Source organism: Lacticaseibacillus sharpeae JCM 1186 = DSM 20505 (assembly GCF_001436225.1).
Classification (GTDB): domain Bacteria; phylum Bacillota; class Bacilli; order Lactobacillales; family Lactobacillaceae; genus Lacticaseibacillus; species Lacticaseibacillus sharpeae.
Genome location: NZ_AYYO01000010.1, coordinates 162710 through 189312, shown reverse-complemented (window position 1 = coordinate 189312; position 26603 = coordinate 162710). Strand labels below are relative to the sequence as shown.

Genomic DNA, 26603 nt, shown 5'->3' with positions numbered 1-26603 from the left:
ATAGAAAAAGGAGCTGACAGACAAGATGTCTATCAACTCCAAATATCGTAGCGCCAAAACTACCTTAAAACGACCGTCTCACGGCCGTTTTTTTGTTTCTGCAGTCATAATTGCTTTTTTATCGCCGTGTGCACCCCAAGCCCCCACACCATCTGTGGTAAAATATCCGTAATACTGAAAACAAATACTGGAGGCAAACTGTGAAAACCACGACCAACATGCTTGATTACATCGGCGACAAAATGGACGCGCTCGACTTTGACGGCGACTTGAACCTGAACTGGGACAAGGAAGCCCACGTGATTGAACTCGAATACACGATGACCGTCATCACCGACAAGGATTACACAATCGAAGACCAGGATGGCAAGGACGCCGAATCTGGTGAAGTGAGCTACGACGATGCCGTGCTCTTCTACGACAAGACCAAGATTGACGGCAATGAATACGCGGAAGACTACCTGACCGTGATTCCGTTCGCCGGCAAGAAAGGGATTGACCAGCAGACCGTGGACGGCTTCTTTGCCTACTTCCAGCAAGTACTGGACGATGGCGAAAGCGACCTCTTGGACTTTGTTGACGGAACGAGTGAAGGCGACGAATTCGCTGTGGCTTTTGACCCGGAAGAACTGGCCAAGGCGATTGCGGCGGAACCCGCCAAAAAGGCAGACACGTTCTTCGCTTACCCTAAGTACTAGGAGCCGCCCATGGAATGGCAAATGATTACTGCCGACACGCTGGCAGAAGCAATCGAACCAATCAGTAACCTGATGCTCGAGCACGACGCTGAGGGCATTCAAATTGCGGATCAGGATACCGACCCCACATTGGCGGACGGGCACGTGCGCGTTACGGGCTATTTCCCGCCCGACGTTGCCGTGCCTGAGCGCGTGGCTGACATTCAGCAGCGCGTATCCGGCCTCACCGCCTTTGGCATCAACATCGGCGCCGGGACCGTCTCCGCAGATAAAGTCGCCGATGCCAGCTGGGCGCACACGTGGGAGCAGTACTACCACGCCGAACGGGTCACACGCTACCTCACCGTGGTGCCGCAGTGGGAAGACTACGTACCAAGTCAGGCCGGTGAAATTCCGCTGATTCTCGATCCCGGTCAAGCATTCGGGACGGGGACGCACCCGACGACGCGGTTGACTCTGGGCCTGCTCGAAACCGTGCTGCGCGGCGGCGAAGAAGTCATTGACGTTGGTACCGGCTCTGGAGTGCTCGCCATTGCCGCCATGCGCATGGGCGCGAAGCACGTGCTCGCAACCGATATTGATGACGTGGCGGTTGCCAGCGCGCAGAAGAATATCGCACTCAATCCCGTTGACAACATTGACGTTATCGCATCCGACCTACTGAACGGCGTCCAAGCCCAAGCTGATCTGGTACTCGCCAACATGTTGCCAGTGGTACTGGTGCCGCTCATGGCGCAGATTCCGGCCGTGCTGAAACCACACGGCCACTTACTACTGTCCGGAATCATCACGGAACAAGAGGCAAACATCAACGCCGCGTTGACCGCCAATGGTCTCACGGTGGTCGAACGCCGCCAAGAAGGGGACTGGCTGGGGTTGCACGTGATGCGAAAGCAGGTGGACTAGATGCAACGCTACTTCACAGATGCACCGTTAACCCGCGGCGCACAGGTCACCTTGGACAAAGACATTGAGCACCACGCCGTAACCGTCTTGCGCATGGACATCGGCGCCGAGTTCGAACTCGCCAGTGCGGGCCAAGCCTTCCGCGTGCGTATCGATGCCGTTAAGCCGCTGACCGTGACCGTCATTGAACCAATCGACCGCAACGTCGAATTGCCCGTAGCGGTTACCTTGGTCTGCGGACTCAGCAAAGCGCAAAAGCCTGAATGGATTGTCCAAAAAGGCACGGAATTGGGCGCGACCACCATCTACTTCACGGGCAGTCAGTGGGCAACGGTCCGCTGGCAGCAGGACAAGGTGGGCAAGAAACTCGCCCGCCTGCAGCAAGTTGCCGCCAGCGCCGCCGAACAGAGCCACCGCAACGTGATCCCAACCGTCGCGTTCTTGCCGCAGCTGACCGATGCCACCAAGCTTGCCGCCGACGCGAAACTCGTAGCGTACGAGGAAAGCGCGAAGGAAGGCGAAACCGGAGCACTCGTGCAGACGTTGCACGCAAACCCGAAGCGCCTCGTTGCGGTCTTTGGTCCCGAGGGGGGCATTGCGCCCGCCGAAATCACGGCGTTAACGGCGGGGGGCTTTGTGCTTGCGGGCCTCGGACCCCGGATTTTGCGCACCGAAACGGCACCACTGTATTTGCTTAGTGCAATCTCCACCTTAACGGAATTGTTGGGTTGAAAAATTTGGCTTAGTTTTCTAATCAGGGTATAATCGATGAATCAGAATTAATGCGGAGGCGCTTATGCAAAAACTCAACTCATGGTGGCAACGACCACTCAATTTAGCAATTCTTTTTAGTGCGGTTATGGCTGTGCTGGCACCACTATTCTTTAAGCTCGTCCACATTTCGACCGCACACCGGGTTGGGCTTCTTTTCGTAATCATTAACACCGTCTTTGCATGGTGGCTGGGTCGATACGTCAAGAAGCACCGTCTTTTCTGGGCAGTGCTCTTAGTTTTTCCCATCCTTTTTGCCGGGATGGTATTCTGGCGGTACGCAAAATATGACTACTGGTTTGCAGGCCTGTACCTCATCACGAGCCTACTCGCCGTCGCCAAGGACTAGTACCAGGCAGATACTGGGCTGTTTGAACTATATGGAGATGTTGATATGGCAGAAGAACCAGAACTGACACAAGATGAAGTCTACGCAATCTGCGCGGGCTATATGAACGAGGAACACCTCGATTTCGTCAAGAAGGCGTACGACTTCGCGGCGTACGTACATAAGGATCAGGCCCGCAAGAGTGGCGAACCATACATTATCCACCCAATCCAGGTCGCGGGGATTCTCGCCAAGCTGAAGATGGACCCCGAAACGGTTGCTTCCGGCTATTTGCATGACGTTGTGGAAGACACGAACATCACGCTGGGCGACATTAACGAGCTGTTCGGCCACGACGTTGCGGTGATTGTTGACGGTTTGACCAAGTTAAGCAAGGTCACATACGTTGCCCACAAGGACGAGCTGGCTGAAAACCACCGGAAAATGTTGATTGAGATGGCCAAGGACTTACGGGTCATCATGGTTAAGCTCGCCGACCGGTTGCACAACATGCGCACGCTCATGCACTTGCGCCCCGACAAGCAGCGCCGGATTGCCAGTGAAACCCTGGACATTTTCGCACCACTGGCGGACCGCTTGGGGATTAGCACCATCAAGTGGGAATTGGAAGACCTGTCGCTGCGTTACCTCAATCCGCAGCAATATCACCGAATTGCTTCATTAATGAACTCGAAGCGGACCGAACGCGAACAGTACATCCAATCCGCCATCGTCGACATCAAGAAGTCGCTGGCCGATTTGCACATTGAATACGAAATCTACGGGCGGCCGAAGCACATCTACTCGATTTACAAGAAGATGCGCGACAAGCACAAGCAGTTCGACGAGCTGTACGATCTGCTCGCGATTCGGGTGGTCACCAAGTCGATTAAGGATTGTTATGCGGTGCTGGGGGCCATTCACACCCAGTGGCGGCCAATGCCTGGTCGGTTCAAGGACTACATCGCGATGCCAAAGGCGAACCTGTACCAGAGTATTCACACGACGGTTATTGGTCCGGAAGGCAAGCCACTAGAAGTCCAGATTCGCACCGAGGAGATGCACCACGTGGCTGAATACGGGGTTGCGGCGCACTGGGCATATAAGGAAGGCCAGACAAGCAAGGTTCAATACGACAACGACGGCAAGAAGCTCGACATGTTCCGCGAAATCCTCGAAATCCAGGACGAAACGAATGACGCGGCCGACTTCATGGAAAGTGTCAAGGGCGACGTCTTTGGCGACCGCGTGTACGTCTTCACGCCGCGCGGAGATGTGTTCGAATTGCCAAAGGGCGCCAACACACTCGACTTTGCCTACCTCGTCCACACCGAAGTCGGGAACCATACCGTCGGCGCCAAGGTCAACGGCAAGATTGTGCCGCTGAATTACCAGCTGAAGAATGGGGACATCATCGAGATGCTCACCTCCAGCAGCAGCACCCCCAGCCGGGACTGGGTCAACCTGGTTTTCACTTCCCGGTCGCGGAACAAGATTCGCCGCTACTTCAAGCAGGAAGATAAGGAAGACAACGCCATCAAGGGCCGCGAAATGCTGGAACACCAGCTGCACGAGATGGACCTGCACCCGAACGACTTCATGGGCAAAGAACCCATGCAAGAGCTCCTGAAGCGCCTCAACTACGCCACGGAAGACGAATTGCTGAGTGCCATTGGCTACGGCGAACTAACGCCGATGGTGGTGGCTAACCGGCTGACGGAAAAATACCGTCACGATAAGGAAGCCGCCGAGCAGCACGAACGCGAAGCCGCCATCTTGAGTCAGAACAAGAAGGTCACGACCGTTTCGAAGACGAAGAAGGTCAGCCCCGGCGCCAAACCCAACAAGGGTGGCAGTGGGGAAGGCGTCATCATCGAAGGCGTTGATAACCTGCTTGTGCACCTGGCCAAGTGCTGCTCACCAGTGCCGGGCGACCCCATCGTTGGGTACGTCACGAAGGGCCGCGGGGTGACGATTCACCGCGCTGATTGCCCGAACGTCACGAACAACCCGCAGGAAGCTTCCCGGTTAATCGACGTGTCCTGGCAGCAGAAGAGCGACAATACGCAATCCTTCAACGCTGACCTCGAAATCTACGGCTTTAACCGCAACGGGCTGCTGAATGAAGTGCTCCAGGTGCTGAACGCGCAGACCAAGAACTTGAATAACATTAATGGCCGCGTGGATCACGACAAAATGGCCGACATTCACGTCACGGTCGGCATCAGCAACTTGGCGCACCTCGACCGCATGATTGAAGCCATCAAGAATATTCCTGATGTTTATGAAGTCAAGCGTTCGAACGGCTAAGCACCGGCATTCGGTCCTGTCTGCACACAGCGGTGCGGGCGGGACTTTTTTTAACTAACCAACTGAAAGGACAATATTATGAAAATCGTTGCACAAAGAGTCACAGACGCATCCGTTAGCGTCGATGGCAAAGTCATCGGCGCCATTGACCAGGGCTACATGGTCTTGGTTGGTGTTGGGCAAAAGGACACGGCAATTGAAGCCGCTAAGCTCGCCAAGAAGCTGGCCAAATTGCGCGTCTTCAGCGACGAGAACGGGAAGATGAACCGCTCCGTGCTGGACGTCGGTGGCAGCATCCTGTCGATTTCCCAATTCACGCTCTACGCGGACACCACGCAGGGTAACCGCCCCGGCTTCACGTTAGCGGGGGCCCCAGACATGGCCAAGCAACTGTACTTCGCGTTCAACTCGGAGCTGCGCAGTCTCGGTGTGCCCGTTGAAACGGGCGAGTTCGGTGCCGACATGGCGGTGAAGCTGACCAACGACGGCCCCGTCACGATTATTCTTGATACGGCGGAGATGAAATAATGGCAACAGTAATCTGGGACTTTGACGGCACGCTCTATGACACTTATCCAGGCATGATTCGGGCGCTGGTGGCCACACTCACGGCTCACAATCTGCCCGCAGAACCACACGAACTGCTGCTGGCAACTAAGTACGATTCCATGAAGCGCGTGCTTGATGACGCAGCGAGTCAGCACCATCTGGACCGCCAGCAGCTGCAAAGCGAATACAACGCCCACGAATTGGTACTGAACCAGGACCCAATGCCATATCCAGGTGCGCTGGCGGCCTTGTCGACGGTTCACGTTGAGGGCGCGACCAATTTGCTTTGGACCCACCGCGACCAGAAGGCATGGCGCCTTTTACGCCAGCACCAGATGAGTGGCCTGTTTGCGGGCGGCACCACGATTGACATGCACTTCAAGCGCAAACCCGACCCCGAATCGATTAACTACCTGTTGACCAAATTCGGGGCCAAACCGGAAACCACACTGGTTGTTGGCGACCGGCAGCTCGATGTGGCAGCGGGGAAGGCGGCCGGTTGCCACACCCTCTACATCGACGTCGATGGGCTCCACGATGCAGCGGCCGAATTCACGGCGCCAACATTAACCGCGGCGCTGCCCACCATCCGCCAGTTCGTTGCTGACCAGAATTAGCACGAAAAGCCAAACTTTTCCGCACAATTTGCCCGGAATGGTTGCAATATCCAGCGTTAGCGCATATAGTAATTACAACATCAAATCCTTTAACAACAGTCCCGCGAGGCTGTAAAGGAGTCGACGACTGGTTGCGACCGGTAAGCACTTAGACTTCCACTTGCGGGTGGGAGTCTTTTTTTACGGTTAGACACGTCATGGAGGGACAATTTTGGCAAAAGAATTAGTTGATGCAGTGGGCATGCGCCGCGTGCTGACGCGGATCTCATACGAAATCATCGAAAAGAACAAGGGCCTCAGCGACATCGTCATTGTCGGCATCAAAACCCGGGGCATTTACCTGGCGCAGCGGATTGCCAAGCGGATTGACCAGCTGGAAGGCGTGAGCGTCCCTGTCGGCGAGCTCGACATCTCGCTGTACCGGGATGACCGGCACGAGATGGGCACCGACTTGGCGCAGGTCAACGGCTCAACCTTGCCCGTTGATATCAACGGCAAGCACGTGGTCCTGGTCGATGACGTCCTGTTCACGGGTCGCACCACCCGTGCCGCCATGGAGGCTTTGATCAAGCTCGGCCGGCCCCGGAAGATTTCCCTGGCCGTTCTGGTTGACCGGGGCCACCGCGAGCTGCCAATTCGCGCTGATTTCGTCGGGAAGAACATCCCCACCTCGCTCAAGGAACAGATTCGGGTCTCCGTTGCGGAAGTTGACGGCAAGGACGCCATTGACATTGAAGACTTATAACTGAATAGCAAATACACCAAACGATTTAATTGACTCCAGAGAGGGCAAAATGTGATTGGGTTGGCTATCTTTGCGTAGCCATGAGCCACAACGCCTCGACTTTGGACGTTGTGGCTTTTTTTGTGCATACGGCTTGTATGCAGACGGGAGGACAAAATGTTGGCATATCAAACTAAAAATGATCTGGGCAACCTGGTAAGCATGGCCGATTTAAGCACCAACGCAATTGGCAACTTGCTTGACCGCGCGGAAGAATTCAAGCACGGCGCGGGCAGTCGGTTCACCCAGCCGGTCTACGCGGTCAACTTATTCTTCGAAAACAGCACGCGGACGCACACCAGCTTCGAAATGGCCGAGCGCAAACTGGGCCTAAATATCTTACCCTTCGACCCCAGCACCAGTTCGGTGACGAAGGGGGAAACCCTGCACGATACGTTGCTGACGCTGGATGCAATTGGCGCGAACATCGCGGTCATTCGGCACAAGCAAAACCGCTACTATGAACCACTGATTGCTGGCTGCGACCTGAATCTTGGCATCATCAACGCCGGGGATGGTTCAGGTGAGCACCCATCCCAAAGCCTGCTGGACCTCATGACCATCCGCGAAGAGTTCGGTCGCTTCACCGGTTTGCGCATCCTCATTTGCGGCGACATCCGCCACTCCCGGGTTGCCCGTTCAAACGCGGAAGCACTCGGCAAGCTCGGCGCCAAGGTACTTTTCGCCGGTCCCCAGGAATGGTTCGATGATTCGCTCAGTGACCTTGGGGAGTACGGCGACTGGGATGAACTGCTGCCCACCGCCGACGTGGTGATGATGCTGCGGATTCAGCACGAACGGGGCGTGTCCAACGATCATTTCGACCCTGAAGCCTACGCGGCCAAGTACGGCTTGACCGTGCAGCGGGCACTGCACATGAAGCAGGGCGCCATCATCATGCACCCGGGCCCGATTAACCGCGGAGTGGAACTAGCCAGTGAACTGGTGCAGGCGCCAAATTCCCGCTTCGTTAAACAAATGCAAAATGGCGTGTACGTCCGTATGGCCATGATCGAGCGGATCTGTCTTGACCGCCACTTAGGAGGATTATCATGACGCAAACATTACTCACCGGCGGCACCGTGAACCTGAACGGCGACTTAATTCACGCCGACGTCCTAATCGCAAACGGTAAAATTGCCGCAATCGGCAGCAAGCTTGCAGCCCCCGACGCCGAGGTCATTGACGTGCACGGCATGCTGGTCACCGCCGGGCTGGTCGATATTCACGTTCACCTACGCGACCCGGGCCAAACGGATAAGGAAACCATCGCCACTGGCAGTGCGGCGGCCGCACGCGGAGGCTTCACCACCATCTGCGCAATGCCAAACGTTGACCCGGTACCAGATACCCCAGCCAGGATTCAGCAGATGTGCGCGCGCAATGCCGCTGAAGGACTGGTACACATCAAACAGTACTCCAGTATTACTGCCGGACGCGCTGCCGGGCCAACCGTTGATTTTGCGGGTGTTAAACAAGCCGGTGCCATCGCAGTCTCAAACGACGGCAACGGCATCCAAAGCGCCGACACCATGTACCAGGCGCTGCTCGGAGCCAAGCAGGCCGGCCTGCCGCTGGCCGAACACGTCGAAGAAGACAGTCTCAAACACGGCGGCGTCATCAGCGCCGGCGCTAAGGCTACCGAATTGGGCGTGCCCGGGCTGGTGCCAGCAGTGGAGACCAGCCAGCTGGCCCGCGACCTGGCTTTAGCCCAAGCCACAGACGCGCCATACCACGTCTGCCACGTGTCCACCGCGGTGAGCGTCGCGATGATTCGCCAGGCCAAGGCGGCGGGCATCAAGGTGACAGCGGAAGCAACACCACACCACATTTTGCTCAGCGACAGCGACATCCCTGGCAACGATGCGAACTACAAGATGAACCCACCGCTGCGGGGTAAGGCTGACTGTGCCGCGCTCGTGCAAGGACTGTTAGATGGCACCATCGACTGCATCGCCACCGACCACGCACCGCACACGAATGCCGAAAAGGCCGCGGGCTTATGCGGAGCACCCAACGGCATCACGGGTAGCGAGACCGCCTTTGCTGCACTGTACACGGCGCTCGTGCGCGGAAAGCAGGCAAAATGGACGCTCACACAGCTGCTCAACTGGTTGAGTGCGGCGCCAGCCAAGCTGTTCAACCTGCAGGCAGGTAAACTGCTGCCAGGCGGTCCGGCCGACATTGCCGTTTTCGATCTCGACCACGGCCAGGTCGTTACGAAGGACGAATTTGCGTCCAAGGGTCAGAACACGCCATTTGTGGGCCGCAAGTTATACGGCAACACGATGTACACGTTTGTGGACGGCAAGTGTGTCTACAAGCAAGGCGAACAATTTTAGGAGGCAATCATGCAACGGTACTTGGTATTAGCAGACGGCACGATTTTTGCCGGGGAAGGCTTCGGCGCGGAAACAGAAACCACCGGGGAAGTCGTATTTAACACGGGGATGACGGGTTACCAAGAGACCATCACCGATGAATCTTACTGTAATCAAATCATCACCTTCACGTACCCGCTGATTGGCAACTACGGCATCAGCGCGGGGGCGAACGAATCAATCATTCCCAGCTGCAGCGGCGTCATTGTCCACGAATTGGCGCGCCGGGCCAGCAACTGGACCAGTGAGATGAGCCTCGATGAATTCCTCAAGCTGCATCAAATTCCCGGCATTACCGGCATTGACACCCGCAAGTTAACCCGGCATCTGCGGGATAACGGGGTCATGCGCGGGGTCATCACCAATAACCCAGATACGGCCGCCGCCATCTTGGCCCAGCCGGCCCGGGTAGACCAGGTTGCCCAGGTCGCCACCCCGCGGCCATTCCCGAGTGCTGGCACCGGTCTGCGCGTGGTGCTCGTTGACTTCGGGCTGAAGCACAGCATCCTCGCCGAACTGTCCCGCCGCGCCTGCAACGTGACGGTGGTTCCGTACAATACCTCCTTTACGCAAATCGCCGCCTTACACCCAGATGGCATCCTGCTGTCAAACGGCCCAGGTAACCCCGAAGACGTCCCGACGGCCTTACCCCTCATTCGTGAGCTGCAGGCGCATTACCCAATCATGGGTATCTGTCTGGGCCACCAGCTGTTCGCGCTGGCCAACGGCGCCCAGACGGTCAAGATGCAGTTTGGCCACCGCGGCTTCAACCACGCAGTCCGCGAGATTGCGACGGGCAACACCTTCTTCACGGCCCAGAACCACGGATACGCCGTTGACCCGGACTCAATCCAAGGCACCGACCTGCTGGTAACCCACGTTGAGATCAACGATGGCACGGTTGAAGGACTCCGCCACCGCAACCACCCAGCAATCTCAGTGCAGTTTCACCCCGACGCCACCCCGGGCCCCCACGACGCAACCGGGATTTTCGATGATTTTTGCGCCATGATGGAAGCGGCGCGCAGTCAGCAAAAGGAGAATAGTCATGCCTAAACGTACTGATATTCACAAAATTTTGGTCATTGGTTCCGGCCCCATCATCATCGGCCAGGCCGCTGAATTCGACTACTCCGGGACCCAAGCGTGCCTCGCCTTGCGCGAAGAGGGTTACGCGACCGTCCTCATCAATTCCAATCCGGCAACCATCATGACCGACCGTGAAATTGCCGACACCGTTTACCTCGAGCCGTTAACCTTACCGTTCGTGACGCGGGTGCTGCGCAAAGAACGACCGGACGCTATCTTGCCAACACTTGGCGGCCAGCAGGGATTGAACATGGCGCTCGAGTTGGCCCAAAACGGCATTCTTGATGAACTGAGCATCGAACTGCTCGGCACCAAGCTCAGCGCCATCAACCAGGCGGAAGACCGCGAAGAGTTCAAGGAGCTGATGCAGAGCCTGCACGAACCAATCCCGGCCTCCCAGAGCGTGAACACTACTGAGGAAGCCATCCAGTTCGCCGCCAGCATCGGTTACCCCGTCATCGTCCGCCCCGCATTTACCATGGGGGGCACCGGTGGGGGAATGTGTGCCAGCGTGCAGGAACTACGCACGATTTGCAGTAACGCCCTGAAGCTATCGCCAATCACCCAGGCGTTGATTGAGCAAAGCATCGCTGGGTTTAAGGAAATCGAGTACGAAGTTATGCGTGACCATGCCGGCAACGCCATGGTTGTCTGCAACATGGAAAACTTCGACCCCGTGGGTATCCACACCGGGGACTCCATTGTGACTGCCCCCGTCCAGACGCTGACCGACCACCAAGCCCAAATGCTGCGGGACAGCTCCCTGCGGATCATCCGCGCGCTCAAGATTGAGGGTGGCTGTAACGTGCAACTCGCACTTGATCCAAATAGTGACCAGTACTACATCATTGAGGTCAATCCGCGAGTTTCCCGCTCCAGCGCACTGGCATCGAAGGCAACCGGCTATCCGATTGCCAAGATTGCCGCGAAAATTGCGGTTGGCCTCAACCTGGACGAAATCAAGAATCCAATCACCCAAGTCACTTACGCCCAGTTTGAACCAATGCTGGACTACGTGGTGGTTAAGATTCCGCGCTGGCCGTTTGACAAATTCACGAATGGGAACCGCGAGCTCGGCACGCAGATGAAGGCAACCGGGGAGGTCATGGCTATCGGCCGTAACTTCGAAGAGGCACTGCTCAAGGCGGTACGGTCGCTTGAAATCGACCACGATTACCTATATGACCCCGAAGCGCAGCAAGCCGATGAAGACACGCTGGTACAAAACGTGGTTAAGGCCCGTGACGACCGGCTATTCTACCTCGCCGCCGCAATGCGCCGAGGCTATTCCGTGGACGATTTGGCCAAGCTAACCGGCATTAACGTGTTCTTCCTCGACAAGATTCTGCACATCCTGGAGATTGAGACGCAGCTTAAGACCAGCACCAACGACTTGGCGGTGCTCAAGCTAGCCAAGCAAAACGGCTTCAGTGATGTCACCATCGCCAAGTTCTGGCACACCACGCCGCAGCAAGTGCGCGCCTGCCGCCAGCAAAACAAGCTGCTGCCAGTCTACAAGATGGTCGACACCTGTGCGGCCGAATTCACTGCGGCCACCCCGTATTTCTACGCCACCTACGACGAAGAAAACGAGAGCGTGCCGCTGCAGCAAAAGTCCGTCATCGTTTTGGGTTCCGGCCCCATTCGGATCGGGCAGGGGGTCGAGTTCGACTACGCCACCGTCCACGCGGTCAAGGCGCTGCAGCAGGCGGGTTACGCCGCGATTGTCATCAACAACAATCCCGAAACCGTCTCGACCGACTTCACCATCGCCGACAAGCTGTACTTCGAGCCGCTGACCGTCGAGGACGTCCTGAACGTTATCGACCTGGAACAACCACTGGGGGTCATCGCCCAGTTTGGCGGGCAGACCGCCGTTAACCTTGCAGGGCCCCTGGCCAAGGCGGGGATTAAGATTCTCGGCACGACGGTTGCGGATTTGAACCGCGCTGAAGACCGCGACGCCTTCAACCAGATTGTCCGGCAGCTGGGCATTCCGCAGCCCGTGGGTGCCACCGCCACCAACCTGGAAGGCGCACTCACCGCTGCCAACAAGGTGGGCTACCCCGCACTCCTGCGGCCAAGTTATGTGCTTGGGGGCCGCGCCATGACCATCATTTACAACGACGACGAGCTGCGCGAATATGTGGCCACCGCTGTCCACGTGTCTGAGGGGCATCCAGTGCTCATCGATCACTACCTGGAAGGCAAGGAATGCGAAGTGGACGTCATCAGTGATGGCACCGACGTTCTGTTGCCCGGCATCATGGAACACGTTGAACGTTCCGGGGTGCACTCAGGGGACTCCATGGCGATGTATCCGCCGCAGACCTTCTCGGCCGCCGTGCGCGCCCAGATTGTGGACTACGCGCAAAAACTTGCCCTGGCCTTAAACACGGTCGGCATGATGAATATCCAGTTCATCGTGAGTCACGAGCAGGTGTACGTCATCGAAGTTAACCCCCGGGCCAGCCGCACCGTGCCGTTTTTGAGCAAGGTCACGGGTATCCCCATGGCCCAGCTGGCAACCAAGGTCATCATGGGGGCGAAGATTCCAGCACTGGGCTACAAGCCTGGGCTGGCCCCAGAACCACGGATGGTTCACGTCAAGGCGCCAGTGTTCTCCTTCGCCAAGCTTGCCGACGTTGACAGTCTGCTCGGACCCGAAATGAAGTCCACCGGGGAAGTCATGGGTAGCGACACGACCTTACCGAAGGCCCTCTACAAGGCCTTCGCCGCGGCGAAGCTCTCGATGCCCGACCACGGTAACGTGTTAGTGACGGTGGCGGATGCGCAGAAAGCTGACGTCTTGCCCATCGCCGGCCAGCTTGCCGACCTTGGGTACCAGCTGACCGCCACTGCCGGTACCGCCAAAGCGATGCGGGCTGCGGGTTTGCGCTGCAGTGTGGTCGCGAAGGTGGGTTCTGCGCAGCCAGACATTATTGATCAGATTAACACCGGCAAAATTCAGGCCGTCATCAACACGGTCGATCAGGACCACGACGCTAACGGTGACGCCATGCAGATTCGCCAAGCAGCCATCATGCACGGGGTTCCACTGTTCACCGCACTCGACACCGCAGCGGCAATGGTGCAGGCGATTAGTGATCGCAGCTTTGGTGCGGTCCCACTAGCATAATTTGTGAAAGAAGGTAACAATATGCGGCAACAAGTACGGCCCATTATCGCGCTCGATTTTCCGGATGCAGCCACCACCCGGCAGTTTTTAGCCCAATTTGGTCAAGATAGCCACCTGTTCGTGAAGGTGGGGATGGAGTTATTCTACGCGGCGGGACCTGACATTGTGCGGGAAATCACCGCGGCGGGCCACGACGTTTTCCTCGACCTCAAACTGCACGATATTCCGCACACCGTCGAGATGGGGATGCGCAGTATTGCGCGGCTGGGAGTCACCATGACGACCACCCATATCAGTGGGGGCAGCGCCATGATGCAAGCCGCGCGGGCAGGCCTAGACGCGGGCGCCGGCAGCAAGCGCCCCTTGCTACTGGGTATCACGCAGCTGACCTCGACGTCTGAAGACCAGATGCATAGTGAACAGCACATTCCTGGCAGCTTGCAGGCAGACGTGCTGCACCGGGCGCAGTTGGCTCAAGCATCCGGCTGTGACGGCGTGGTGTGTTCAGCGATGGAAGCAAGCGCCGTGCTCGGAGCCACAAATCCCGATTTCTTGCGCATCACGCCCGGCATTCGACCGGCAAACGCCGCGGCGAATGACCAGGTGCGCGTGGTCACCCCAGCACAGGCGGGGCAGTTGGGCAGCTCGGGAATTGTGGTCGGGCGCCCAATCACCCAGGCTGCGGATCCGGTTGCCGCATACGCACAAATTAAACGTTCATGGAATGGAGATACGAATGACATTGACTAAAGACGAATACGCAAACACAATTGCCCGCGACCTGCTCGCAATTAAGGCGGTGACCCTGCGTCCACGCGCACCGTTCACGTGGGCAAGCGGCCTGAAGAGTCCCATTTATACCGACAACCGCCTCACCATCAGCTACCCGCTGGTGCGCAAACACATCATCCAGGGACTGTGCGCACTGATTTCCGCGCGCTTTCCCCAGGTCGAAGTGATTGCTGGCACTGCCACGGCGGGGATCCCGCACGCAGCGTGGGTGGCCGAGGAACTGGGACTGCCCCTGGTGTACATTCGCAGTAAGCCCAAGGACCACGGGCAGGGTCGGCAAATCGAAGGGCACCTGACCCCAGGAGCGAACACCGTGGTCATCGACGATTTGCTGTCGACTGGTGGCAGTGTGCTGCAGGCCGCAGCCGCAGCCACGCGCGAAGGGGCGAATGTCGTGGGGGTTGCCGGGATTTTCAGTTACGAGTTACCAGCCGCCACTACGAATTTCGCGCAGGCGGGCATTCCGTTCGCCACGCTAACGGGGTACTCGACGTTGGTTAAAAACGCCGCCGCAATTGGCGCCATTGCCGAAGAGGACGTTGCCACTCTGCACGAATGGCGCAAGGATCCCGCCCAGTGGGCAGCGCAGTTTGCACCCGAGGCATAAACACAGGGATATTCAGCCAAAAAATGCAAATAGAAATGCAAAAACATTGCGCGAGAACTTATCGTGCAATGTTTTTTCGTCTGGATTTTGGTATAATTTCATTTGTATGAAATACGGAGGCAACGCACATGAAGAAGTCTTTACACCTCAAAAAATTGCCATTATTCATCGTCACGGTTGCGCTCCTGGGCATCAGCTTGGCGACGACCACCGTTCTTGCCGGCACCAAGACGCTCACGGTGAACGCGAGCGTCTTGAACATCCGGCGGGGGCCTGGTTTGGCGTACGACGTGATGGGCCAATCCCAATCAGGCGCCAAGCTGAACGTGATTGCGGAACGGAATTCGTGGTACGAGGTGCGGCTGGCCGGCAACAAAGTCGGGTGGGTTGCGAGTTGGCTGGTGAATAGCGACGACGCAAACACCAACGCAGCGAAGGTAGCGCGCGTCACCAGTCGGGTCAACGTGCGCAAGTATGCCAGCACCAGCGCCACGCTACTCGGTGCGCTCAATCCTGGCGCCAGCGTCAAAGTCGTGTACAGTCAGGGCGATTGGAGCCAGATTGTCTACAGTGACACCGCCGCCTGGGTCAGCACCAAGTACCTCGAACTGACCGGTCAAACGACAACGGTCACCAGCACGCAGACCGCCGTCAGCAAGGCCAACACTGCCACCCAGATTAAGGTGAAGACAAATACGAATACTCACCTGCGCCAAGCGGGGGGGATTAATGCGGCCATCGTTGAAAATTTGAGTAAGGGTGCCGAACTTACCGTCCTCAACCAGGATGGCGACTGGTTCCACGTCCGCGCCGCTGATGGCAAGACCGGCTACATCGCCAACTGGGTCGTTTCTACGCCAAGTGACGGCAAGTCCAGCAAGGCCGCAACCAGTCTGAACGAAGCCACCATCGTGCTGGACGCCGGCCATGGGGGCAGTGACCCTGGGGCCAGCTCCACTGCGGGTGAAAAAGAAAAGACCTACACCCTGGAAACCGTCGACGCCATTGCCACGCAGCTGCGGGCAGCCGGGGCGAATGTCGTCCTGACCCGTAGCAGCGACCAGTACGTCGATCTGGCACAGCGGCCGGTGATTGCGGCGAACGTCAATGCGGATGCGTTCATCAGTATCCACTTTGATTCCTCACCGGAAAGCAACACGGCTGAGGGCCACACGACGTACTACTACACCAAGTCGAAGGATTACACCCTGGCCACCTACCTCAGTACCAGCCTGGCTAACCTGTCCACGGCTTCCCGCGGCACCTCATTTGGGAACTTCGAAGTTATCCGCGACAACAAGCAGCCGTCAGTGCTGATTGAGCTGGGCTACATCAACGATGACGATGACTTCCAGAAGCTTTCCTCGTCGACGTACCAGCACCAAGCCGCCATCGACATCGTCAACGGGCTCACCAAGTACTTCGCGGCGGGGAACCACCGTTAGGATTTTCAGTAAATATCCCGCTAATACTTGACCTACACGAAAATTGCAAGTAGTATTGGGTTAAATAATTCCAGTGCCAATGATGAAGCAGAAGAGATCAACTTAAGCGACCCGGGACGGTGTAAGCCGGGAACGATTGACAAGACACTTCAGAGGCAGACGTGCTCCGGTAACCACCGTTATGGTTTGAGTTAAACAGTAAGGTGGTACCGTGTGCTTGCACCCTTCGCAATTGTCGCGAGGGGTGTTTTTTTATGCCCCGCGTCTAGTTACGTCTGGAAGAAAGGATGATCAAAATGAGTAGTTACCAACGTCCAAAGGGGACCGCAGATATTCTGCCCGGCACCACTGAAATCTGGCAGTACGTTGAAGATACCGCCCGCTCCGTGTTCAAGCGGTACCAGTACCACGAAATTCGCACGCCAATCTTTGAAAGCGCCGATGTGTTCGCCCGCACTAGCGGTGAAACCTCCGATGTCGTGTCCAAGGAAATGTACGCATTCGAGGACAAGGGGGGCCGCATGATGGCCCTGCGTCCAGAAGGAACTGCCGGCGTTGTCCGCGCCTACATCGAAAACAAGCTGTACGGACCAGAATTCAGCAAGCCCTACAAGGTTTACTACGCTGGACCAATGTTCCGTTACGAGCGGCCACAATCCGGCCGGCAGCGGCAGTTCACCCAACTCGGGGTTGAAGCATTCGGCAGTGATTCACCGGCACTTGATGCTGAAACCATCGCGCTGGCCCGCGAACTCATCGCCTCCTTTGGGGCTAAGGGTCTGAAGATTGTCATCAACACACTTGGTGATCCAGAAACCCGGAAGGCATACCACGAAGCGCTGGTTAACTACCTCAAGTCCTTCGAATCCGAACTCTCAAATGATTCCAAGATTCGTCTAGAGAAGAACCCGCTCCGTGTGCTCGATAGTAAGGATAAGCACGACCAAGAAATCGTAGCGAACGCACCATCAATCCTCGACTACCTGACGCCCGCTGCTCAAGATCACTTCAATCAAGTGCAGGGCTTCCTGACCGCCCTTGGCATTGACTTCGAAATCGACGCCACCATGGTGCGTGGACTTGATTACTACAACCACACCATTTTCGAAGTCATGACGAACGACCCCGCATTTGGCGGCGGCTACACAACCGTCATTGGTGGGGGCCGCTACAACGGCCTCGCCGAAGAACTTGGCGGACCCGAAACACCTGGGGTTGGCTTCGGTCTCGGTCTCGAACGGCTGATGATGCTTGTCGCTGATAAGAAGTTCGACACGCCACTGCCACTGTACATCGTAGCGATTGACGCGGCCGCACAGAAGACCGCTTTGTCCCTGGCAACCGCTATTCGCCACCAGGGCACCGCGGTGAACCTCGACTTCATGAACCGCAAAGCTAAGGCCCAGTTCAAGACGGCCAACAAGGAAGATGCGCAGTTCGTGGCAACCATCGGCGACAACGAACTCGCTGACGGCACCGTCCAGGTCAAGAAGATGGCCACCGGCGAGCAAAAGACGTTCAAGCAGGCGGACCTGCTGAACGACTTTGACGCCGTGAAGGCCAACTTCGACTAATTCTAAGGTCACAATACATCTGGGTTAGCGGCAACACGCTACCCGGTAAAGGAGATTTGCAACATGAAAAAACGTACCATGTACGCTGGCGACGTCACTGCCGCCAATGTTAACCAGACCGTCACGTTGATGGGCTGGGTCAAGAAGCGTCGCAGCCTCGGGAACCTGATTTTCGTTGACCTGCGCGACCGGGCCGGCATCGTTCAGCTCGTGTTCTCCGCTGACTTCGACCAGGCCGCACTCGACCAGGCGAACAGTCTGCGCAGCGAATACGTCATTGAAGCAACCGGGGTGGTTAAGGCTCGTAAGCCTGAAGCCATCAACAAGAACATGAAGACTGGTGAAATCGAAGTTGAAGTCACCGAACTGAACGTCTTGAACAAGGCGAAGACCCCAGTCTTTGACATCGACGACAACATCACCGCTTCTGAAGACACCAAGTTGAAGTACCGCTTCCTCGACCTGCGCCGGCCAGAGATGCAAAAGGCACTGATGCTCCGGTCTAAGATTACGATGGCCGCCAACCGCTACTTTGATGAACAGGGCTTCATCTACATCGAAACCCCAGATTTGACCAAGAGCACGCCTGAAGGGGCCCGCGACTACCTGGTACCTTCCCGTGTTTACCCCGGCTCATTTTACGCACTGCCTCAGTCCCCACAGTTGTTCAAGCAGCTGCTGATGGGCGCTGGCTACGACCGCTACTTCCAGATTGCCAAGTGTTTCCGTGACGAAGACCTGCGTGGTGACCGGCAGCCAGAATTCACCCAGATTGACATGGAAACCAGTTTCCTGTCTGCGGAAGAGATTCAGGACCTCACTGAAGGCCTCATCGTCCGCGTAATGAAAGATGTTTTGAACATTGACGTTCCGCGCCCATTCAAGCGGATTGAATGGCAGGACGCCATGGACCGCTTCGGCTCCGACAAGCCTGACCTGCGCTTCGGGATGGAACTGCAGGACGCAGCGCCATTCGTTAAGGACGCCGGCTTCAAGGTGTTCGACAACGCGCTGGCAAACGGCGGCCAGGTCAAGGCCATCGTGCTGCCAGGTGCGGCGCAGAAGTACTCCCGCAAGATGATCGATAAGCAAGCCGAATACATCAAGCGGTTCGGTGCGCACGGTTTGGCATGGCTCAAGGTTGAGGACGACAAGGTTGCCGGCCCAATTGCGAAGTTCTTCGCCGACAGCAAGGAATTGACTGACGGCCTTGGCGCCAAGTCCGGTGACATGATTATGTTCATCGCTGACCGGGCCAAGGTAGTGGCGGACACGCTCGGCTACCTGCGCACTTACTACGGGAAAGACCTGGACCTCATCGACCAGTCCCAGTACAAGTTCGCTTGGGTCGTTAACTGGCCTCTGTTTGAATACGATGAAGGGGACGAACGCTGGGTACCAGCGCACCACCCATTCACGATGCCAAACGAAGAAGACGTCCACTTGCTGGACACCGACCCACACAAGGCACACGCGCAGTCTTACGACATCATCCTGAACGGTTACGAACTCGGTGGGGGCTCCATCCGTATCCACACCCGCGAGATTCAGGAGAAGATGCTGAAGGCCCTGGACTTCACGCCAGAGCGGGCCGAAGAACAGTTCGGCTTCCTGCTGAACGCGCTGGAATTCGGCTTCCCACCTCATGGCGGCCTGGCAATCGGTCTTGACCGGTTCGCTATGCTGCTGGCAGGCAAGGACAACATCCGCGACGTGATTGCGTTCCCGAAGAACTCCAATGCCACCGAGCCAATGACGCACGCGCCACAGCCGGTTGAAGCAAGCCAGCTGCTCCCACTGGGCATCGAAGTCACCCCTGAAGCCGAGGCTGAACAAGAAGCTGAAGCAGACGCGCAGACTGAAGAATAACAACTGTTCCAAACGCAAAAACGGTAATTCCTGGTCGGGAATTACCGTTTTTTGCGTACACATCACCAATGCAGTGCGGATGATAAATATATTTCTTACCGGACATCGAGCTGACACAGGGGCATGAGGAACCGATTAGTTGGCAGTCAAGGCCGCAAACGTGAAGTGAGTTCATTATTAGATTAATAGTTTTTCCGGTCCGCCCAATCATTGCACCGTGTTATACTGTTTGTACCATAGTGGGAGGGAATATTTTGCAGGAACTTGATAAACTCATCCGGCGGCACCAGAATATGAGCCGGTTATCGGCCGCGTTCCTTTACGGGATTTGCGTGACCCTCGCGTTGAACCTGTTTTGGGAACCAGGTGGAATCTACGCGTCCGGGATCACGGGGGCGGCGCAACTGGTTTCGACCATTGTCGGCCGCTGGTTTAACGTGGTCGTGAACACGCCATTTGGCAAAGTCTCCACGGCTAACATCCTATCGACTGGGACCATGCTGTTCGTGCTGAACGTACCCCTGTTCGTATTGGCCTGGCGCCGCATCGGGCACCGCTTCACGATTTTCACGTTCCTTGCCGTTGCATTCTCCACGATTATGCTGCGCTTGCTGTCATTTCCACCTCTGACCAAGGACCCCATCATCTGCGGGATTTTCGGGGCGGTCATCAACGGATTCGGGACCGGGTTTGCCCTGCGCAACAACATTTCGACTGGGGGGCTGGACATCCTTGGCATCGTCATCCGCAAAAAGACGGGGAAGTCGATTGGCCAGATTAACATTTTCTTCAACGCCTTCATCATTTTGCTCGCCGGCTTCATCTACAGCTGGCCACACGCGCTGATTTCCGCTTTGTCCATCTTCATCAACGGGAAAATGATTGATTCGATGTACACCCGGCAGCAGCGGATGCAGGTCATGATTGTGACCGCGCACCCGAAGGAAGTCACGGCCGCAATTCAAAATGGATTACGCCGCGGGATTACCATTGTCCACGACGTTGAAGGGGCATTCCGACACGAGGAAATGACCATTTTGTTCACGGTCATCAGCCGCGCCGAGATGTACGACCTCGAAGTTGCCATGAAGAACTCAGATCCGTACGCGTTCGTTTCGATTACCGACTCGGTTAAAATCCTGGGCCGCTTCTATGAACCGAAGATTGGCTGACAATTAGCCACCAAAAAAGCTCGGCCAAAGTTGGCCGAGCTTTTGCTTACTGCTATTTAGTCCGAAACATCCAGTCCCATGTGTTCCAAAATGAGGGCGGCGGTTTCTTCGATGGAGCGGTGCGCGGTGTTGATCACCATGCAGCCGAGCTGCGCGTACAGTTTGTTGGCGTATTCCAACTCGTCCATGACCTGAGCACGGGCGGAGTAGTTGTTGTCCGGATTGAGGCCGTACGCAATCATGCGCTGGCGCCGGAACTCCATTAGTACTTGCGGGTCAGTAGTCAAGCCGATAATCTTCTTCGGGTCCACCTTGAAGATTTCAGCAGGCACTTTGGCGGCGGGTACGAGCGGCAGGTTGGCCACTTTGAGGTTGCGGTTGGCCAAGAAGAGGGATAGCGGGGTCTTGCTGGTGCGGGAAACCCCGAGAAGCACGATGTCCGCCTCGAGGAAGCCCTTAGGATCTTTGCCGTCGTCGTAGGTCACGGCGAACTCAATGGCCCCGATGCGGTCGAAGTACTTCTCGTTCAAGTCGTGGACGGAGCCGGCAATACCAGTTGGTTCTTCGTCATACTGCTTGCTAATGGCCCGCACGACGGGGGTGAAGACATCGACACACGGCACGCCAATTTGCTTCGAATACTCGTCGGCGATGTCGGCTAAGTCAGCGATGGCAAGCGTGTTAATCACGATACCGTTATCCTTCTTAGCGGCATCCAGCGCTTCGATTAATTTTTCCTTCGTTTGAATGAAGGGGTACCGGCGGTAACGCGCGACCAGCCGCGGGAACTGGGCCGCAACCGCACGTGCCAGCTGCAGGGCCGTGTCGCCAACGGCATCAGACACGATGAATAGATTAAGTTCATTCGCCATAACTTTTTCCTCACTTAATTACGTATTGTTAGCGTTCTCACAATTTATAATAACACGAAAGCGCAGTTGAGGCGAGACCCGTTAACGGAATTGCAGCCGGATAAATTTGCGGCAAACGTTGAAAAGTTTCACAAAATCTGTGGTTTTTTGCCGCTGGTGCATTGACGATTAGTTTCAGCTTAGATATAATGTTAAAGAATTGCTGGCAGGATACTGTTCAGCGGTTACATCGTTTCGGAGGGAGGGATAACACATGGCAAAGACACTTGTTAAGAAAAACGAATCTCTCGACGATGCACTCCGCCGTTTCAAGCGGACCGTATCCAAGGCAGGCACACTGGCTGAATACCGTAAGCGTGAGTTCTACGAAAAGCCTAGCGTAAAGCGCAAGCTCAAGTCTGAGGCAGCTCGTAAGCGTAAGAAGTACTAATCAAAGGACTGATTTTTAATGGCATTAGCCACAGAACTGAATCAGGATTTGAAGAGTGCAATGAAGGAACACGACAAAGTTGCACTGAACACGATCCGCGCAATCAAGACGGCGATAACCAACGCTCAGATTGCTTCTGGTAAGGACCTCAGTGAGGACGAAGAGCGTTCCGTTCTTGCCACACAGCTTAAGCAGCGGAAGGATTCGCTCGAACAGTTCAAGGCGGGGAATCGGGAAGACTTGGCGGAAGAAACCAAGGCCGAGATTGCCATCGTTGAGAAATATCTGCCATCCCAACTGGATGAAGCAGAAATCGGCAAGCTGGTCGATGAAGCAATTGCTACTAGCGGTGCCACTAACGTTAAGCAGTTTGGCCTCGTAATGAAGTCACTCATGCCTAAGGTTAAGGGTCGCGCTGACGGCGCAGTTGTTAGTCAGATCGTTAAATCAAAATTAAATGCTTAACCGAATGGAGCCCGTGTTCATGCACGGGCTCTTTTTTTGCCAAAAATTCATTCATAAACCCGCGTTTAACCGCCCGAAATAACGGTTTTTGCCGCAACCTGTGCTAAAATAAAGTGCAGAATACTCGGGAGGGCTTTTTTTGACTGAAGAAACAGTAACTAAGCGTTTGCTCATCAGCGACGTGGATGAAATGCTCAATCTAATCGGCGTGGAGAACGCCAATCTCGACATTGTCGGGGAGGCGCTGAACGTCACTGTCACCGCGGTGGGGCAGGAAATTCGGATTACCGGTGCCCGCGAGGCTGGCAGCTTGGCGTACGCCATTTTGCAAAAACTCGACATATTACTCAAGCAAGGCATCAAAATTGCCGGTGCCGACGTGGTTTCTGCGGTCAAGATGGCGCAGAAGGGCACGCTGGATTATTTCACCGACATGTATAACGAAACGCTGATTAAGGACATGAAGGGGCAGCCCATTCGGGTCAAGAACTTCGGCCAGCGGCAGTACGTGAACTCAATCAAGCACAACACCATCACGTTCGGTGTCGGGCCAGCCGGGACGGGGAAGACGTTCCTCGCGGTGGTCATGGCCGTCGCTGCCCTCAAGGCTGGGGAAGTGGAGCGGATCATCGTGACCCGGCCGGCCGTGGAAGCCGGGGAGAACCTCGGCTTTCTGCCCGGGGACCTCAAGGACAAGGTCGACCCGTACCTGCGCCCAATTTACGACGCCCTGCACGCGGTCATCGGGACCGAGCACACGAACCGGTTGCTGGAACGCGGCGTGATTGAAATCGCGCCGCTGGCCTACATGCGCGGGCGGACGCTCGATGGGGCCTTCGCCATCCTGGATGAAGCACAAAACACGACACAGGCTCAGATGAAGATGTTCCTGACCCGTCTCGGATTTAACTCCCGGATGATTGTGAACGGTGACATCTCCCAAATCGACCTACCAAGTAAGGGCAAAAGCGGGCTGGTCCAAGCCGAACGGATTCTGCAGAAGGTGCCCCACATCAACTTTGTGTACTTCGATTCCGGCGACGTAGTGCGTAACCCCGTTGTTGCCGCCATTATCGACGCCTACGAACACGGCACGAATTCGCCCCAGCTGCACAACCAGTCAGTAACTGCTAAGCCAAACGAAATCAAGAAAGAGGACTAATCATGGACCTAACTCTGTACGACGACGACAACCTGCTCAGTCAGGAGCACCAAGAGCTCGCAACCAAGCTTGTGGACTTTGCGGCGAACGAGCTTAAATCCGCACCAGACACCGAGATGTCCATCACGATTGTTGACGACGCTGAAATTCAGCGGATTAACCGGGAATACCGGAACACGGACCGCGTCACGGACGTCATTAGTTTTGCCATCGAGGACGGCGAGTCGGACGACGATGAATTCGCCGTCTTTGAGGGCATTCCCGAAAACATCGGCGATTTGTTCATCGACCCATTCAAGGTGGCGGACCAAGCGAAGGACTATGGGCACAGCTTCGAACGCGAGCTGGGTTACACCGTCGTGCACGGATTCTTGCACCTGAACGGTTACGATCACATCAAGCCTGAAGACGAAGCCGTCATGATTCCGCTCCAGGAGAAGATTCTGTCCGCATTTGGTTTGGAACGCTAATAAGGGGATTACAATGAACAAAGAAGATTTGATGGCAGAAGCTATTTCTGCGCGCGAAAATGCCTACGTACCATACTCCCACTTCAAGGTGGGCGCGGCCGCAATCGCTGCAAGTGGCGAACACTTCCACGGGGCCAACATTGAGAACGCCTCGTTTGGAATCACCATGTGTGCCGAACGCAACGCCATTTTTGCGGCGGCCTGCGCGGGCGAACGCAAGATTACGGCGCTGGCCGTGGTCGCCGACACTGACGGCGGGGTTTCACCATGTGGGGCCTGCCGCCAAGCGATGACCGAATTCATGAGCGCGAACACACCCGTATTCTTGGGCAACCTGCACGGCGTGATTGAAGAAACAACTGTCGGCGCATTGTTGCCCGGCGCATTTAACAAGGAGGACATGCACAATGCCTAACCACCGTTCCGGATTCGTTGCCATTATCGGCCGGCCCAATGTCGGTAAGTCTACCTTCATGAACCGGATTCTGGGGGAAAAGGTGGCCATCATGTCGCCCAAGGCTCAGACCACGCGGAACAAGATTAACGGGATTTACACCACCGACGACGCCCAGATTGTCTTCGTTGACACACCTGGGATTCACAAGCCCCAAAACGAGCTGGATGAATACATGGACCAGGCCGCACTGTCCACGCTGAACCAGGTCGACGCCGTGATGTTCATGGTTGCCGCCGACGAACAGCCTGGCCGCGGCGATAAGTGGATTTTGCAGGAACTGGAGAAGGTTACCAAGCCCGTCTTCCTGCTCGTCAACAAGATTGACCTGGTCCACCCCGACGACTTGCTGCCGCTCATCGATCAGTACAGCCGGATGCGTAATTTCGACCAGATTTTCCCCATTTCTGCAACGGAAGGGAACAACGTCGAAGAACTGCTCCACTCGCTGACTGAAACCCTGCCAGAGGGACCCCAGTACTACCCTGACGACGAACTGACTGACCACCCCGAATACTTCGTGGTGGGTGAGTTGATTCGCGAGAAGATTCTGGAACTTAGTCATGACGAGGTTCCGCACGCGGTCGCCGTCGTGGTTGAGCGCATGAAGGACTACCAGGGCGGCAAGTTGCAGATTGAGGCCAACATCTTCGTCGAACGGGACGGACAGAAGGCCATCATTATCGGCAAGGGCGGCTCGATGCTCAAGCAGATTGGGATTCGCGCCCGTCGCGACATCGAAAACTTGCTGGGCGAGAAGGTCAACTTGAAGCTCTGGGTTAAGGTGCAGAAGAACTGGCGTGACAACAACGCCTACCTGCGCACCCTGGGCTACAACAAGAAGGACTTGCGCTAATGGCCGGCGCGCAAGTCGAGTTCTCCGGGCTGGTACTTGTGCGCAAAAACTACCGTGAAGCGGACATGATTGTCAAAATCCTGACCGATAAATTCGGCAAACGATCCTTCCTGTTCCACCGGGCCCGCAAACCGGGATTCCAGTTTTCAGGGGGGATTTTGCCGTTTACGCAGTCCAAATACACGGGGACGCTGCGTGATCCCGGCTTTTCGTACATCACCACCGTCCGGGGCACCACCAACTACCAGCACATTGCCGAAGACCTAATGAAGAACGCCTACGCAACGTATATTCTCGGCCTCATTGATTTAGCCTTCCCCGACAACGAGCCGATTCCCGACTGGTTTCAGTTTGCCGCCGAAGCGTTGACCAAAATCGATGCGGGCGTGGATGCGCAAATCGTCGGTCACATTGCGGAAATCCAGCTGCTCGGCGCGTATGGGGTAGCCCCGCACTGGGCCAATTGCGTCGTTTGTGGCCGCGACGATTTACCGCTCGATTTTTCCGAAGAGTACGGCGGCCTGCTTTGCAGCAACCACTGGGACCTAGACGTGCACCGGTACCATGCGTCCCGGCGCAGCATTTACTACTTGCGGCTATTTTCCACCGTGAACCTCAGCCAGCTCGGAACCGTTAAGGTGGCGCCCGCGACCAAAATCGAATTACGCACCATCATTGACCGGCTGTACGAAGACATGGTCGGCGTCACGCCGCGAGCCAAGCGGTTCCTTGACCAAATGCTGGGGGGCACGCGCAAATTGAAGCCGTTGAAGCCCCGCACGCGCGATTAGGCCCCGTTTGCCGCGGCTGTGTTTGCACAATTGCGCTTAACAAATACGACTAGCTGTGTTAGAATTCAAAAC

The 26603-nt window shown here is 56.2% G+C and carries 26 protein-coding genes; 25 read left to right on the top strand and 1 reads right to left on the bottom strand.

The genetic code is table 11. The annotated features are described in order from the left end of the window. Window positions 1-218 precede the first annotated feature (218 nt). The 18 genes from FC18_RS03415 (at window position 219) to FC18_RS03330 (ending at window position 21031) form a co-directional block, all read left to right on the top strand. Window positions 219-698: a DUF3013 family protein gene (locus FC18_RS03415; RefSeq protein ID WP_054676353.1), complete on the top strand. Its 480-nt coding sequence runs from the start codon at window positions 219-221 to the stop codon at window positions 696-698. Between the two features lie 9 nt (window positions 699-707). Continuing rightward, on the top strand, window positions 708-1604 hold the full coding sequence (prmA, locus tag FC18_RS03410) for a 50S ribosomal protein L11 methyltransferase (protein ID WP_054676338.1): 897 nt from the start codon (window positions 708-710) through the stop codon (window positions 1602-1604). Continuing rightward, complete coding sequence (locus FC18_RS03405; RefSeq protein ID WP_054676335.1) at window positions 1605-2336, top strand: RsmE family RNA methyltransferase; 732 nt, start codon at window positions 1605-1607, stop codon at window positions 2334-2336. A 64-nt stretch (window positions 2337-2400) separates the two neighbouring features. Further along, a complete protein-coding gene (locus tag FC18_RS03400; RefSeq protein ID WP_054676332.1) occupies window positions 2401-2724 on the top strand; it encodes a hypothetical protein in 324 nt (107 codons plus the stop codon). Window positions 2725-2769: 45 nt separating this feature from the next. Then, complete coding sequence (locus FC18_RS03395; RefSeq protein WP_056975457.1) at window positions 2770-5013, top strand: RelA/SpoT family protein; 2244 nt, start codon at window positions 2770-2772, stop codon at window positions 5011-5013. 78 nt (window positions 5014-5091) lie between these two features. Next, window positions 5092-5541: a D-aminoacyl-tRNA deacylase gene (gene dtd, locus FC18_RS03390; RefSeq protein ID WP_054676329.1), complete on the top strand. Its 450-nt coding sequence runs from the start codon at window positions 5092-5094 to the stop codon at window positions 5539-5541. Beyond that, window positions 5541-6179 carry an HAD-IA family hydrolase gene (locus tag FC18_RS03385; RefSeq protein WP_056975456.1) on the top strand — a complete coding sequence of 213 codons (639 nt, stop codon included), beginning with the start codon at window positions 5541-5543 and terminating at the stop codon, window positions 6177-6179. Before dtd ends, FC18_RS03385 begins: the two co-directional genes overlap by 1 nt. 211 nt (window positions 6180-6390) lie before the next feature. After that, window positions 6391-6924, top strand: coding sequence for a bifunctional pyr operon transcriptional regulator/uracil phosphoribosyltransferase PyrR (gene pyrR / locus FC18_RS03380; RefSeq protein WP_056975455.1), 534 nt, complete (start codon window positions 6391-6393; stop codon window positions 6922-6924). A gap of 156 nt (window positions 6925-7080) precedes the next feature. Further along, window positions 7081-8019, top strand: coding sequence for an aspartate carbamoyltransferase catalytic subunit (locus FC18_RS03375; protein ID WP_056975454.1), 939 nt, complete (start codon window positions 7081-7083; stop codon window positions 8017-8019). Then, complete coding sequence (locus FC18_RS03370) at window positions 8016-9305, top strand: dihydroorotase (protein WP_054676320.1); 1290 nt, start codon at window positions 8016-8018, stop codon at window positions 9303-9305. The genes FC18_RS03375 and FC18_RS03370 overlap by 4 nt, the downstream gene beginning before the upstream one ends. Before the next feature lie 9 nt (window positions 9306-9314). Continuing rightward, entirely contained in the window at window positions 9315-10400 is a 1086-nt protein-coding gene (locus FC18_RS03365; protein ID WP_054676317.1) for a carbamoyl phosphate synthase small subunit, read from the top strand. Next, window positions 10393-13572 (top strand): carbamoyl-phosphate synthase large subunit, encoded by a 3180-nt coding sequence (gene carB / locus FC18_RS03360; protein WP_056975453.1) that lies wholly within the window; start codon window positions 10393-10395, stop codon window positions 13570-13572. Before FC18_RS03365 ends, carB begins: the two co-directional genes overlap by 8 nt. Window positions 13573-13593: 21 nt before the next feature. Then, complete coding sequence (pyrF, locus tag FC18_RS03355; RefSeq protein WP_054676314.1) at window positions 13594-14322, top strand: orotidine-5'-phosphate decarboxylase; 729 nt, start codon at window positions 13594-13596, stop codon at window positions 14320-14322. After that, the gene (gene pyrE, locus FC18_RS03350) at window positions 14315-14971 is read left to right on the top strand and encodes an orotate phosphoribosyltransferase (protein WP_056975466.1); all 657 of its coding nucleotides are present in this window, start codon (window positions 14315-14317) and stop codon (window positions 14969-14971) included. Before pyrF ends, pyrE begins: the two co-directional genes overlap by 8 nt. A gap of 128 nt (window positions 14972-15099) precedes the next feature. Beyond that, complete coding sequence (locus FC18_RS03345) at window positions 15100-16416, top strand: N-acetylmuramoyl-L-alanine amidase family protein (protein WP_054676311.1); 1317 nt, start codon at window positions 15100-15102, stop codon at window positions 16414-16416. A 296-nt stretch (window positions 16417-16712) separates the two neighbouring features. Further along, a complete protein-coding gene (gene hisS / locus FC18_RS03340) occupies window positions 16713-17990 on the top strand; it encodes a histidine--tRNA ligase (RefSeq protein ID WP_054676306.1) in 1278 nt (425 codons plus the stop codon). Window positions 17991-18053: 63 nt separating this feature from the next. Continuing rightward, window positions 18054-19859, top strand: coding sequence for an aspartate--tRNA ligase (aspS, locus tag FC18_RS03335; RefSeq protein ID WP_056975452.1), 1806 nt, complete (start codon window positions 18054-18056; stop codon window positions 19857-19859). Between the two features lie 254 nt (window positions 19860-20113). Then, window positions 20114-21031 carry a YitT family protein gene (locus tag FC18_RS03330; RefSeq protein WP_054676303.1) on the top strand — a complete coding sequence of 306 codons (918 nt, stop codon included), beginning with the start codon at window positions 20114-20116 and terminating at the stop codon, window positions 21029-21031. Between the two features lie 56 nt (window positions 21032-21087). Here the strand turns inward: FC18_RS03330 and FC18_RS03325 are convergent, their stop codons facing one another. Further along, window positions 21088-21903, bottom strand: a complete 816-nt coding sequence (locus FC18_RS03325) for a pyruvate, water dikinase regulatory protein (RefSeq protein ID WP_056975451.1) — start codon at window positions 21901-21903, stop codon at window positions 21088-21090. Window positions 21904-22156: 253 nt separating this feature from the next. On the opposite strand from FC18_RS03325, the gene rpsU reads away from it, so the two are divergent. The 7 genes from rpsU to recO all read left to right on the top strand — a co-directional run bounded on the left by rpsU (window position 22157) and on the right by recO (window position 26531). Beyond that, the gene (rpsU, locus tag FC18_RS03320) at window positions 22157-22333 is read left to right on the top strand and encodes a 30S ribosomal protein S21 (RefSeq protein WP_054676300.1); all 177 of its coding nucleotides are present in this window, start codon (window positions 22157-22159) and stop codon (window positions 22331-22333) included. Window positions 22334-22351: 18 nt separating this feature from the next. Then, on the top strand, window positions 22352-22798 hold the full coding sequence (locus FC18_RS03315) for a GatB/YqeY domain-containing protein (RefSeq protein ID WP_054676298.1): 447 nt from the start codon (window positions 22352-22354) through the stop codon (window positions 22796-22798). Between the two features lie 139 nt (window positions 22799-22937). Beyond that, entirely contained in the window at window positions 22938-23960 is a 1023-nt protein-coding gene (locus FC18_RS03310) for a PhoH family protein (protein WP_054676294.1), read from the top strand. A gap of 2 nt (window positions 23961-23962) precedes the next feature. Further along, on the top strand, window positions 23963-24430 hold the full coding sequence (gene ybeY, locus FC18_RS03305) for an rRNA maturation RNase YbeY (protein ID WP_056975450.1): 468 nt from the start codon (window positions 23963-23965) through the stop codon (window positions 24428-24430). Window positions 24431-24443: 13 nt separating this feature from the next. Then, on the top strand, window positions 24444-24845 hold the full coding sequence (locus FC18_RS03300; protein WP_056975449.1) for a cytidine deaminase: 402 nt from the start codon (window positions 24444-24446) through the stop codon (window positions 24843-24845). After that, window positions 24838-25740 (top strand): GTPase Era, encoded by a 903-nt coding sequence (gene era / locus FC18_RS03295; RefSeq protein ID WP_056975448.1) that lies wholly within the window; start codon window positions 24838-24840, stop codon window positions 25738-25740. Before FC18_RS03300 ends, era begins: the two co-directional genes overlap by 8 nt. After that, window positions 25740-26531, top strand: coding sequence for a DNA repair protein RecO (recO, locus tag FC18_RS03290; protein ID WP_054676291.1), 792 nt, complete (start codon window positions 25740-25742; stop codon window positions 26529-26531). Before era ends, recO begins: the two co-directional genes overlap by 1 nt. Window positions 26532-26603: the final 72 nt, after the last annotated feature.

Bases quoted from the DNA above. Each gene is read 5' to 3' on its own strand.
- FC18_RS03415 (WP_054676353.1), top strand. From the start codon at position 219: ATGCTTGATTACATCGGCGACAAAATGGACGCGCTCGACTTTGACGGC.
- prmA (WP_054676338.1), top strand. From the start codon at position 708: ATGGAATGGCAAATGATTACTGCCGACACGCTGGCAGAAGCAATCGAA.
- FC18_RS03405 (WP_054676335.1), top strand. From the start codon at position 1,605: ATGCAACGCTACTTCACAGATGCACCGTTAACCCGCGGCGCACAGGTC.
- FC18_RS03400 (WP_054676332.1), top strand. From the start codon at position 2,401: ATGCAAAAACTCAACTCATGGTGGCAACGACCACTCAATTTAGCAATT.
- FC18_RS03395 (WP_056975457.1), top strand. From the start codon at position 2,770: ATGGCAGAAGAACCAGAACTGACACAAGATGAAGTCTACGCAATCTGC.
- dtd (WP_054676329.1), top strand. From the start codon at position 5,092: ATGAAAATCGTTGCACAAAGAGTCACAGACGCATCCGTTAGCGTCGAT.
- FC18_RS03385 (WP_056975456.1), top strand. From the start codon at position 5,541: ATGGCAACAGTAATCTGGGACTTTGACGGCACGCTCTATGACACTTAT.
- FC18_RS03375 (WP_056975454.1), top strand. From the start codon at position 7,081: ATGTTGGCATATCAAACTAAAAATGATCTGGGCAACCTGGTAAGCATG.
- FC18_RS03370 (WP_054676320.1), top strand. From the start codon at position 8,016: ATGACGCAAACATTACTCACCGGCGGCACCGTGAACCTGAACGGCGAC.
- FC18_RS03365 (WP_054676317.1), top strand. From the start codon at position 9,315: ATGCAACGGTACTTGGTATTAGCAGACGGCACGATTTTTGCCGGGGAA.
- carB (WP_056975453.1), top strand. From the start codon at position 10,393: ATGCCTAAACGTACTGATATTCACAAAATTTTGGTCATTGGTTCCGGC.
- pyrF (WP_054676314.1), top strand. From the start codon at position 13,594: ATGCGGCAACAAGTACGGCCCATTATCGCGCTCGATTTTCCGGATGCA.
- FC18_RS03345 (WP_054676311.1), top strand. From the start codon at position 15,100: ATGAAGAAGTCTTTACACCTCAAAAAATTGCCATTATTCATCGTCACG.
- hisS (WP_054676306.1), top strand. From the start codon at position 16,713: ATGAGTAGTTACCAACGTCCAAAGGGGACCGCAGATATTCTGCCCGGC.
- aspS (WP_056975452.1), top strand. From the start codon at position 18,054: ATGAAAAAACGTACCATGTACGCTGGCGACGTCACTGCCGCCAATGTT.
- FC18_RS03325 (WP_056975451.1), bottom strand. From the start codon at position 21,903: ATGGCGAATGAACTTAATCTATTCATCGTGTCTGATGCCGTTGGCGAC.
- rpsU (WP_054676300.1), top strand. From the start codon at position 22,157: ATGGCAAAGACACTTGTTAAGAAAAACGAATCTCTCGACGATGCACTC.
- FC18_RS03315 (WP_054676298.1), top strand. From the start codon at position 22,352: ATGGCATTAGCCACAGAACTGAATCAGGATTTGAAGAGTGCAATGAAG.
- ybeY (WP_056975450.1), top strand. From the start codon at position 23,963: ATGGACCTAACTCTGTACGACGACGACAACCTGCTCAGTCAGGAGCAC.
- FC18_RS03300 (WP_056975449.1), top strand. From the start codon at position 24,444: ATGAACAAAGAAGATTTGATGGCAGAAGCTATTTCTGCGCGCGAAAAT.
- era (WP_056975448.1), top strand. From the start codon at position 24,838: ATGCCTAACCACCGTTCCGGATTCGTTGCCATTATCGGCCGGCCCAAT.
- recO (WP_054676291.1), top strand. From the start codon at position 25,740: ATGGCCGGCGCGCAAGTCGAGTTCTCCGGGCTGGTACTTGTGCGCAAA.